The following is an 11,367-nucleotide window of genomic DNA, read 5'->3' as shown; positions in this document are numbered from 1 at the left end:
CTCGGACGAATACTACTGGGGGTAGAGCACTGTTTGGGCTAGGGGGTCATCCCGACTTACCAACCCCATGCAAACTCCGAATACCAGTAAGTAATATCCGGGAGACACACGGCGGGTGCTAACGTCCGTCGTGAAGAGGGAAACAACCCAGACCGCCGGCTAAGGTCCCAAAGTTCTGGTTAAGTGGGAAACGATGTGGGAAGGCTCAGACAGCTAGGATGTTGGCTTAGAAGCAGCCATCATTTAAAGAAAGCGTAATAGCTCACTAGTCGAGTCGGCCTGCGCGGAAGATGTAACGGGGCTCAAACCAGGCACCGAAGCCGCGGATTCACACTTATGTGTGAGTGGTAGGGGAGCGTTCTGTAAGTCTGCGAAGGTGTATCGAGAGGTATGCTGGAGATATCAGAAGTGCGAATGCTGACGTAAGTAACGATAAAGGGGGTGAAAAGCCTCCTCGCCGGAAGACCAAGGGTTCCTGTCCAACGTTAATCGGGGCAGGGTGAGTCGACCCCTAAGGCGAGGCCGAAAGGCGTAGTCGATGGGAAGCAGGTTAATATTCCTGCACGACTTGTAATTGCGATGGGGGGACGGAGAAGGCTAGGTGGGCCAGGCGACGGTTGTCCTGGTGAAAGTGCGTAGGTGGTGTTTCTAGGCAAATCCGGAGACACAACACTGAGACACGAGACGAACGCACTACGGTGCGGAAGCCATTGATGCCCTGCTTCCAGGAAAAGCCTCTAAGCTTCAGATTACAAGTCATCGTACCCCAAACCGACACAGGTGGTCGGGTAGAGAATACCAAGGCGCTTGAGAGAACTCGGGTGAAGGAAACTAGGCAAAATAGAACCGTAACTTCGGGAGAAGGTTCGCTCTTGACAGTGAAGTCCCTTGCGGATGGAGCAGTTGGGAGTCGCAGTGACCAGATGGCTGGGACTGTTTATCAAAAACACAGCACTCTGCAAACACGAAAGTGGACGTATAGGGTGTGACACCTGCCCGGTGCCGGAAGGTTAATTGATGGGGTTAGCGCAAGCGAAGCTCTTGATCGAAGCCCCGGTAAACGGCGGCCGTAACTATAACGGTCCTAAGGTAGCGAAATTCCTTGTCGGGTAAGTTCCGACCTGCACGAATGGTGTAACCATGGCCATGCTGTCTCCACCCGAGACTCAGTGAAATCGAATTCGCCGTGAAGATGCGGTGTACCCGCGGCTAGACGGAAAGACCCCGTGAACCTTTACTACAGCTTGGCACTGAACATTGAACCTACATGTGTAGGATAGGTGGGAGGCTTTGAAGGCGTGACGCCAGTTGCGCTGGAGCCGTCCTTGAAATACCACCCTTGTATGTTTGATGTTCTAACGCAGGGCCCTGAATCGGGCTCGCGGACAGTGCCTGGTGGGTAGTTTGACTGGGGCGGTCTCCTCCCAAAGAGTAACGGAGGAGCACGAAGGTTGGCTAATCCTGGTCGGACATCAGGAGGTTAGTGCAATGGCATAAGCCAGCTTAACTGCGAGACGGACAGGTCGAGCAGGTACGAAAGTAGGTCATAGTGATCCGGTGGTTCTGAATGGAAGGGCCATCGCTCAACGGATAAAAGGTACTCCGGGGATAACAGGCTGATACCGCCCAAGAGTTCATATCGACGGCGGTGTTTGGCACCTCGATGTCGGCTCATCACATCCTGGGGCTGAAGTCGGTCCCAAGGGTATGGCTGTTCGCCATTTAAAGTGGTACGCGAGCTGGGTTCAGAACGTCGTGAGACAGTTCGGTCCCTATCTGCCGTGGGCGTTGGATGATTGAAGGGAGTTGCTCCTAGTACGAGAGGACCGGAGTGAACGAACCTCTGGTGTTCGGGTTGTCACGCCAGTGGCACTGCCCGGTAGCTAAGTTCGGAATCGATAACCGCTGAAAGCATCTAAGCGGGAAGCGAGCCCTGAGATGAGTCATCCCTGACCCCTTGAGGGTCCTAAAGGGCCGTTGGAGACCACAACGTTGATAGGCGGGGTGTGTAAGTGCAGCGATGCATTGAGCTAACCCGTACTAATTACCCGTGAGGCTTAACCATACAACACCCAAGAAGTGTTCTGGGCCTTGTAGCGAATGAGCGAACTACTCAAATTCAGTGATAGCGACCAGTCGTTATTCACGTCAGCTTTCTAGATTAAGATTTTGCCTGGCGGCAATAGCGCCGTGGAACCACCTGATCCCATGCCGAACTCAGAAGTGAAACGCGGTAGCGCCGATGGTAGTGTGGCATTCGCCATGCGAGAGTAGGACACTGCCAGGCACCAATTTCAAGATTACGCCCAGCGTGGTCTTTACCGGTTAGTGTGCTGATATGGCTCAGTCGGTAGAGCGCATCCTTGGTAAGGATGAGGTCCCCAGTTCGATTCTGGGTATCAGCACCATTTTCAAGTTAGTTTTAAAAGCTTTTGCCTGACGGCAATAGCGCCGTGGAACCACCTGATCCCATGCCGAACTCAGAAGTGAAACGCGGTAGCGCCGATGGTAGTGTGGCATTCGCCATGCGAGAGTAGGACACTGTCAGGCACCTATTTAGAAGAGGCCTCCCATTCGGGAGGCCTTTTTGCATTTCTGCCTTCCAAAAATCTGTCATGCCGCCGGCATTTTAGTAAAAGTGCTGGGCTATCAAGGGATTGCCCGTTACTCTTTAGCCGTTACCGATTAACACGTGATGCTGCCAGCGAGGTATTGATGGCTACGTTGAAGGAAATTGCACAGGAAGCGGGGGTTTCTCTCGCGACGGTATCCCGGGTACTGAACGAGGATCCCAGCCTGAGCGTCAAGGAAGAGACCAAGCAGCGGATCTTCGAGATTGCCGAACGGCTGGAGTACAAGACCAGCAGCGCCCGCAAGGGGGTGCACAAGAGCAAGCTGCACTTTCTGGTGGTCTATGCCTATCCCCAGAGTACCGAGGTCAACGATCCTTACTATCTCGCCATCCGTTATGGCATCGAGACCCAGAGTGCCCGCCTCAATATCGAGCTGACTCATCTCTACAACTGTGGTGAAGGGCGCGAGCTGAGCGCCGTGGATGGTATTCTGGTGGTCGGCACCCTCACAGCCGAACGTCTGGCCCAGCTCAGGACTTGTTCCAGCCAGCTGGTGTTTGTCGACTGCCGTTCACAGGGAGAGTTCGACTCGGTCGATGTGGATCTCGCCCTGATCAGCCAGCAGGTCGTCGATTACTTCATCGCGCAGGGGCACCAGCGTATCGGTTATATCGGTGGCCAGGATGAGAATCCGGATCTGCGTGAATTGGCCTTCCGGGATTATGGCCAGCGGTTGGGGGTGGTGCAGGAGAGCGATCTCTATCGCGGCGATTTCTCCAGCGCCTCTGGCTACCAGTTGGCGAAGGAGATGCTGGCAGGGGATTGGCCCAAGGCGCTGTTTGTCGCCTCCGACTCCATCGCCATCGGTGTGTTGCGTGCCATTCATGAGAAGGGACTGGCGATTCCCCAGCAGATCGAGCTTATCAGCGTCAACGATATCCCGACCGCCAAGTTCACCTTCCCGCCACTCTCCACGGTGCGGATCCATTCCGAGTTGATGGGCTCCCAGGGGGTCAATTTGCTGGTTGAGCGGCTGCGAGACGAGCGGGATATTCCCCTTCGGGTGCTGGTACCGAGCAAGCTGACCCTGCGTGGCACCACTCGCTGATTTTAGTAAAACATTCTGCTTTTTAGTCGTACCATCTTGCGGTGGTGCGACACCTCTCCCAAGCAAACCTCTTTCCCATATCATCCAACAACTTCATATCATATTGTTTATAGTTGATTTTATTGCAGTTCAGCCAGCTACTATCAACATCCATGCCACTCATCCATATCTTGCCCTCCTTTATCTCCCGCTTCTGATCTCGCTCACAAAACCATCTGTTCATTGTGATCAGGTTAAAACTTTACCAATTCAAAGCTGATATTTAGTAAATGTTTATCTAGAGTTTACCCAGTCAAAGTTGCCTTGTTCCGGGAGGACATGTGAATAACTGGGAAAACGTCCAATTTGTTGGTGAAAACAGGCTGGCCCCGCGCGCCTACTTCTTCTCTTATGCCGACCACGCGCTGGCGGCCACCATGCAGCGCGAGCTGAGCCGCCGTTTTCTGAGCCTTGGCGGCCAGTGGCAGTTCCACTACTTCGACCACCCCCTGCAGGTGCCGGAGGCCTTCTATCACTGCCCCATGAACGAATGGGGCCAGATCACCGTGCCCAACATGTGGCAGATGGAAGGGCATGGCAACTTGCAGTACACCGACGAAGGTTTTCCCTTCCCCATCGACGTGCCCTTCGTGCCGACCAACAACCCCACCGGCGCCTATCAGCGCAGCTTCATGCTGAGCCCGGCCTGGGACGGCGAGCAGGTGATCATCAAGTTTGACGGGGTAGAGACCTACTTCGAGGTCTATGTGAATGGCCACTACGTCGGCTTCAGCAAGGGGAGTCGCCTCACCGCCGAGTTCGATATCAGCGCTTACGCCAACATTGGCGAGAACCTGCTGTCGGTGCGGGTGATGCAGTGGGCTGACTCCACTTACATCGAAGATCAGGATATGTGGTGGATGGCGGGGATCTTCCGCGACGTCTATCTGGTGGGCAAACCGGCCGCCCATGTGCAGGACTTCTTCATCCGCACCGCGCTGGCCGATGACAATCAAAGCGCAACCCTGAGCTGCGATCTCCAGCTGGAAAATCTGGGGGCGCCCGCCCGTGATCACCGTCTGGTCTGGTCGCTGCTGGATCAGGGCAGTGAGATCGCCAGCGGCTCGCTCGACCATCTCGCCATCGATGGCAAGTGTGATTGCCGCTTCACGCTGGATCTGGCCAACCCCCATCTGTGGAGCGCCGAAGACCCTTACCTCTATCAGCTACAGCTCTCCCTCTACAACGGTCAGGGCGAGCTGCTGGAAGTGATCCCGCAGCGGGTCGGGGTGCGTGAAATCAAGGTCAAGGATGGCCTCTTCTACGTCAACGGCCACTACCTCAAGCTGCACGGGGTGAACCGCCACGACAACGACCACCTCAAGAGCCGCGCGGTCGGCATGGATCGGGTGGAGCGCGATATCGTGCTGATGAAGCAGCACAACCTCAACTCGGTGCGCACCGCCCACTACCCGAACGACCCGCGTTTCTACGAGCTGTGCGACCAGTACGGTCTGTTCGTGATGGCGGAGACCGACGTGGAGACCCACGGTTTTGCCAACGTCGGCGATCTCAGCCGCATCACCGATGACCCCTTCTGGGAGCCGGTGTTCGTGGATCGCATCGAGCGCCACGTGCACGCCCAGAAGAACCACCCCTCCATCATCATCTGGTCGCTCGGCAACGAGTCCGGCTACGGCTGCAACATCAGAGCCATGTACCAGCGCTGCAAGGCGATCGACCCGACCCGGCTGGTGCACTACGAAGAGGATCGCGATGCCGAGGTGGTGGATGTGGTGAGCACCATGTATTCCCGCGTCTCCCAGATGAACTGCTTTGGCGAGTTCCCGATGGCGAAGCCACGCATTATCTGCGAATACGCCCACGCCATGGGCAATGGCCCGGGTGGCCTCAGCGAATACCAGCAGGTGTTTGACCGTCATCCCCACATTCAGGGCCACTACATCTGGGAGTGGTGCGATCACGGCATTCTGGATCAGGACGAGCAGGGCCGCCCCGTTTACAAGTACGGTGGCGACTATGGCGACTACCCCAACAACTACAACTTCTGCATGGATGGCCTTATCTATCCGGATCAGACCCCGGGGCCGGGGCTGCGCGAATACAAGCAGGTGATCTGCCCGGTCAAGGTGCGGGCACTGGATCTGGCGAGCGGCAAGCTGGCGGTGGAAAACCGCTACTGGTTCTCCACTCTCGACGATATCCGCCTGCTGGTCGAAGTGAAGGCCGAGGGCGAACTGCTGGCCAGCCAGCAAATCCGGCTGGAAGGGGTTGCCCCCGGTGCCACCACCGAACTGCAGCTTGAGCTGCCTTCTCTCGATGGGCGGGAAACCTTCGTCCAGCTGCGGGTCATCAAGGCCAGTGCCACCCGCTACAGTGCGGCGGAGCACGAGCTGGGGCAGTACCAGTTCCAACTGAAGGCATCGACTCGCCAGCTGCTGCCCTTTGCCAATCCCAATGCCACACCGTTGCAGATCGCCGACGAGCGGCTCGCGCTGACCTTGAGCGGCACTGGTTTCGCCCTGCGCTTCTCGCGTCTCGACGGCAAGCTGGTGAGCTGGCAGCAGAATGGTATCGAGCTCATTGAGCGGGCGCCGCGCCTCACCTTCTTCAAGCCGATGATCGACAACCACAAGCAGGAGTACGAGAGCCTGTGGCACCCGAACCACCTGCAGATCATGCAGGAGCACTTCCGCACCCTGAGCTGGCGTCAGCTGGGCGAGGCGGTCGAGGTGACGGTCGAGAGCCTGATCGCGCCGCCGGTGTTCGACTTCGGCATGCGCTGCCGCTACGTCTACACCCTGAGCCCGAACGGTCAGCTGCACGTGGCGCTCTCTGGTCAGCCTTACGGCGGCTACGACGACATCATCCCCAAGATCGGCTTCGAGCTGGGCATTCGTCAGGATCTCGACCGGGTGCACTACTACGGCATGGGGCCGGGCGAGAACTATCAGGACAGCCGCCAGAGCAACTGGATCGACAGCTTCAACAGCACGGTGGGCGAGATGTGGGAGCACTACCCCTTCCCGCAGGACAACGGCAACCGTCAGCAGGTGCGCTGGGCGACCCTGACCAACCGTCACGGCGCCGGTCTCTACGTGCGGCCCGATGCCCCCATCAACCTGAGCGTCTGGCCCTACAGCTGGGAGCATATCCACGCGGCGCAGCACATCAACGAGCTGGAACCGAGCGGTTATCTCACCCTCAATCTGGATCACAAGGTACTGGGGCTCGGCTCCAACTCTTGGGGTTCCGAGGTGCTGGACTCCTGGCGGGTGCGCTTCGAGCCGTTCAGCTTCGGCCTGACCCTGCTGCCCATCGCCCGTGGCAACCTCAATCCGGCTGCGCTGGCCGGGCTCGATCTCACCATCAACGGCGGGAGGAACCTCGCATGATCACCCTGGACAACCTGACCCTGTTCAAAAACATCTACCGGGAGGGCAAGAAGTGGGGCCGCTGCGTGGAGGCCATCAACAACCTGCCGAACCTCAAGCCCGGCATTTGCCACTCCATCGGTGACTCCCTCACCTACCGCTTGCAGGAGGGGGCCAGCCCGGCCACCTCCCTGTTCGAGGGGCAGCGCCGCTACTTCGACGTCCACTACTACCTGGAAGGGGCAGAGACGGTGGAGTGGGCTCCCAAATCGGAGCTGGCGGTCGAGCAGGCCTATGACGACACCACCGACCGCGAGTGGCTGGCAGGCGAGGTGCGTGAGCGCCAGCAGGTCGGCAATGGTCAGGTGGTGATCTTCGAGAACGACGAGGCCTACCGGTTCGTCGGCGACAGCCCGGTGCGCAAGGTGATCATCAAGGTCACCGTCGAAGGCGGCTACTTCAAGAACAAATAACAAGCCGCCGGTTCTGCACAGATAAAAGCCGGAAGGGCGGGGCTCACCCTACAACCCATGCCCCGCCCTTTCGCGGCAATAACTACAGGTCTGGAGATGCACCATGTCTGATTCCAAACGCAATACGATAGGCAAGTTTGGTCTGCTGTCGCTCACCTTCGCGGCGGTATTCAGCTTCAACAACGTCATCAACAACAACATCGAGATCGGTCTGGCCTCCGCCCCGATGTTCTTTCTGGCCACCATTTTTTACTTCATTCCGTTCTGTCTGATCATTGCGGAATTTGTGTCACTGAACAAAAACTCCGAAGCGGGTGTCTATGCCTGGGTGAAGAGCTCCCTCGGCGGTCGCTGGGCCTTTATCTCCGCCTACACCTACTGGTTCGTGAACCTCTTCTTCTTCACCTCCTTGCTGCCGCGGGTTATCGCCTACGCCTCCTATGCCTTCCTCGGCTACGAGTACATTCTCACCCCGGTGGCGACCACGGCATTGAGCATGGTGCTGTTCGCCTTTGCCACCTACGTCTCCACCAACGGCGCCAAGATGCTCGGCCCCATCACCTCGGTGACCTCGTCCCTGATGCTGCTGCTGACCCTCTCCTACATTCTGCTGGCAGGTGCGGCACTGGTGGGCGGCGTGCAGCCGGCTGACCCCATCACGGTAGAGGCCATGGTCCCCGATTTCAGCTGGGCCTTCCTGGGCATCACCACCTGGATCTTTATGGCAGCCGGTGGCGCCGAGTCGGTGGCGGTCTACGTCAATGATGTGAAGGGGGGCTCCAAATCCTTCGTGAAGGTGATCATCGTCGCCGGGATCTTTATCGGCGTGCTCTACTCCATCGCATCGCTGCTGATCAACGTGTTCGTCCACAGCGACACCCTGAAATATACCGGCGGCTCGGTGCAGGTTTTTGAAGGGCTGGCGGCTTACTTCGGCCTGCCGGAGATCCTGATGAACCGCTTCGTGGGTCTGGTCTCCTTCACCGCCATGTTCGGCTCCCTGCTGATGTGGACCGCGACCCCGGTGAAGATCTTCTTCTCCGAGATCCCGGCCGGCATCTTCGGCAAGAAGACGGTCGAGCTGAACGAGAACGGCGTGCCCGCTCGGGCAGCCTGGATCCAGTACCTCATCGTGCTGCCGCTGATGGTGATCCCGACTCTGGGCTCCAACACCGCGCAGGATCTGATGAACACCGTCATCAACATGACCGCCGCCGCTTCCATGCTGCCGCCGCTGTTCATCATGCTGGCCTACCTCAATCTGCGTCTGAAGCTCGATCACCTGCCGCGGGAGTTCAGGATGGGTTCGCGCACCACCGGCATCGCCGTGGTCTCGGTGCTGATCGCCATCTTCTCGGTGGGCTTCCTCGCCTCCACCTTCCCGACCGGTGCCGACATCATGACCATCATCTTCTACAACGTCGGCGGGATCGTGATCTTCCTTGGCTTCGCCTGGTGGAAATACAACAGATACGAGGCCTCCCTCAGTGCCGAAGCGCGTGCCAAAGAGGCCCAGCCGACGGCGCAGGTTGCCATGCAGACGCCATAGGCACTGCATTGAATCCCAATCAAACCGGGTGGCCGTTGGCCACCCGCAAACCGTTGAACCAGAAAAGGAAAAGAGCATGAGCGAGACGATCGAGTTTGCCGAATTCAAACGGGTCGAGATGAAGGTGGGCAAGGTGCTGGAGGTGGTGCGTCACCCCGGTGCCGACAAACTCTACATCGTCCAGATCGACGTGGGTGGAGAGCGGCCGCTGCAGACCGTCACCAGTCTGGTGCCTTACTACAGCGAAGAGGAGCTGATGGGTAGCGAGGTGGTGGTACTGACCAACCTCAAGCCCACCAAGATGCGCGGCGAGCGATCCGAGTGCATGTTGCTCTGTGCCGAGACCCCGGACGAGAGCCAGAGCGTGCTGTTGCAACCGCGGGTGCCGATGGCGCCGGGCACTCCGATCGTCTGACGGGTATTGCGAGCCGGTGCGGGAGACGGTACCGGTTCAGCAACGAGGCCGTGCACGCGGCCCGATCATAACAAGAGAGTAAAGCGCGGGGCCGACAGACCCTTGCTGAACACATCACAGAGTCACCGCGTTACCCGCAGGGAGCGCAAGTCCACTGGAGGACACCATGTCTGAATCCGTACGCGGCACCATAGGCAAGTTTGCCCTGTTGTCGATGACCTTTGCCGCCGTGTTCAACGTGCGCAACATCGTCAACAACAACATCGAGCTGGGGCTCAGCTCCGCCCCCATCTTCCTGCTGGCGACCATCGTCTACTTCATTCCGTTCGTCTTCATCATCGCCGAGTTCGTTTCGGCCAACAAAAACTCCGAGTCGGGGATGTACGACTGGCTGAAAAAGCCGCTCGGTACCCGGATGGCCTATCTGGGCTCGTTTCTCTACTGGTTCGTGAACCTGTTCTGGTTCGTCTCCCTGCTGCCCAACGTCATCGCCTACGCCTCCTACGCCATGCTGGGCTATGAGTACAGCTTCTCGCCCATGGTCACTTCGATCATCTCCATCGTGCTGTTTGCGGCGGCGACCCATATCTCCACCAAGGGGGCGAGCTGGCTCGGCAAAATTGCCGAAATAGTGGCCTACGGGGTGTTTGCCCTGTTCGCCATCTATGTGCTGGGCGCCCTGATGGCCCTGAGTGGCGATCATGTGCCGGCTCAGCCCATCACGCTGGAGGCGATGACTCCCACCGTCAACTGGGCGACCCTCGGCATCATGTGCTGGATCTTCCAGGCGGCGGGCGGTGCCGAAACGGCGGCGGCCTACCTCAATGACGTGAAGGGCGGCCAGAAGTCCTTCATCAAGGTGATCATCAGTGCCGGCATTGTCATCGGTGCCATGTATGCGGTCGGTTCCCTGCTGGTGAACGTGTTCGTACCGCGCGAGAGCCTCACCTATGCCGGCGGCATGGTGGAGATCTTCACTGGCATGGCCCAGTACTTCGGGCTCTCCGAGGCGCTGGTGGGCCGCTTCGTCGGCGTGGTGCTGTTTATCGCCATGTTCGGCTCCATGATGATGTGGACCTCGGCGCCGGTGAAGATCCACTTTTCCGAGATCCCGCAGGGGGTTTACGGCGAGAAGACCACCCAACTCAACAAGCACGGCGTGCCGGTGCGCGCCGCCTGGTGGCAGTTTGTCTTCGTGTTCGCGATGCTGGTGGTCAACGGCTTCGGCTCCGAGTCGGTGCAGCAGATGATGAACACTGCCATCAACCTCACCGCCGGTACCGCCATGCTGCCGCCGATCTTCATCATGGTGGCCTACTTCGTGTTCCGCTGGAAACATGACGACACCCCCCGCGACTTCCGCATGGGGTCGCGCAAGTTCGGGATGAGCGTGGTGTCGGTGCTGATCGCCATCTTCGTGGTGAGCATGAGCGCCTCCGCCTTCCCGGCCGGGGTGGATCTGGTGCGTGCCTTCTTCATCAACGTCTTTATGACCGCGGTCTTCTCGGCGCTGGCCTATTGGTGGATCTCCCGCTTCGAGAAGCGGCAGGCCCGCAAGCTCGCCGGTAATGAGAAGAAAACCGGCAACGGCAAGCTGGCCAGCCAGCGCTGATCGGCTGAGCGAAAAAGCGGGACGGGCGGCTTGGGTCGCCCGTTTTTTTATCCATTTAGCCCCGGTTTGGCGCTATCTGGCCGCGGGTCAGCAACTTCCGCTATTCGACAAAGCAAAGGCGTTAAGCATTGATGAACAATTAACCGCAGCACAACGTTGCGCCTCTCCGTTATCGGGGTAAGCTGGAGGTTCGTTTTAGCGGGAGGTGCCAGACATCTCCCGCTCTGTTTCTTATCCTCCCCAATCCTGACTGTCGCCATGGC

6 protein-coding genes, 1 tRNA gene and 3 rRNA genes (1 of these 10 running past the window's edge) are annotated in these 11,367 nt (G+C 58.4%); all 10 read left to right on the top strand.

Going from position 1 to position 11,367, the window contains the following annotated elements:
* Window positions 1-2,065, top strand: a 23S ribosomal RNA gene (locus I6L49_RS15045) (it extends 826 nt beyond the left edge of the window).
* A gap of 107 nt (window positions 2,066-2,172) precedes the next feature.
* Window positions 2,173-2,287, top strand: a 5S ribosomal RNA gene (gene rrf, locus I6L49_RS15040).
* Window positions 2,288-2,332: 45 nt separating this feature from the next.
* A tRNA-Thr gene (locus I6L49_RS15035) sits at window positions 2,333-2,408 on the top strand.
* Between the two features lie 27 nt (window positions 2,409-2,435).
* Window positions 2,436-2,550: ribosomal RNA gene (gene rrf / locus I6L49_RS15030) — 5S ribosomal RNA — on the top strand.
* A gap of 165 nt (window positions 2,551-2,715) precedes the next feature.
* Window positions 2,716-3,681: a transcriptional regulator EbgR gene (gene ebgR / locus I6L49_RS15025; protein WP_204384711.1), complete on the top strand. Its 966-nt coding sequence runs from the start codon at window positions 2,716-2,718 to the stop codon at window positions 3,679-3,681.
* A 320-nt stretch (window positions 3,682-4,001) separates the two neighbouring features.
* Window positions 4,002-7,076 (top strand): beta-galactosidase subunit alpha, encoded by a 3,075-nt coding sequence (gene ebgA, locus I6L49_RS15020; protein ID WP_216949845.1) that lies wholly within the window; start codon window positions 4,002-4,004, stop codon window positions 7,074-7,076.
* Window positions 7,073-7,528, top strand: coding sequence for a beta-galactosidase subunit beta (locus I6L49_RS15015; RefSeq protein ID WP_194759672.1), 456 nt, complete (start codon window positions 7,073-7,075; stop codon window positions 7,526-7,528). Before ebgA ends, I6L49_RS15015 begins: the two co-directional genes overlap by 4 nt.
* Window positions 7,529-7,631: 103 nt before the next feature.
* Window positions 7,632-9,077: an amino acid permease gene (locus I6L49_RS15010; protein WP_042055383.1), complete on the top strand. Its 1,446-nt coding sequence runs from the start codon at window positions 7,632-7,634 to the stop codon at window positions 9,075-9,077.
* Between the two features lie 76 nt (window positions 9,078-9,153).
* Entirely contained in the window at window positions 9,154-9,492 is a 339-nt protein-coding gene (locus I6L49_RS15005) for a tRNA-binding protein (RefSeq protein ID WP_005342042.1), read from the top strand.
* A 166-nt stretch (window positions 9,493-9,658) separates the two neighbouring features.
* Window positions 9,659-11,104 (top strand): amino acid permease, encoded by a 1,446-nt coding sequence (locus I6L49_RS15000; protein ID WP_216949844.1) that lies wholly within the window; start codon window positions 9,659-9,661, stop codon window positions 11,102-11,104.
* The last annotated feature ends 263 nt before the right edge of the window (window positions 11,105-11,367 follow it).

The organism is Aeromonas sp. FDAARGOS 1419, assembly GCF_019047045.1.
Taxonomy (GTDB): domain Bacteria; phylum Pseudomonadota; class Gammaproteobacteria; order Enterobacterales; family Aeromonadaceae; genus Aeromonas; species Aeromonas veronii.
Note: the sequence above shows the minus strand (reverse complement) of the source record. Positions and strands in the feature narration are given on the sequence as shown.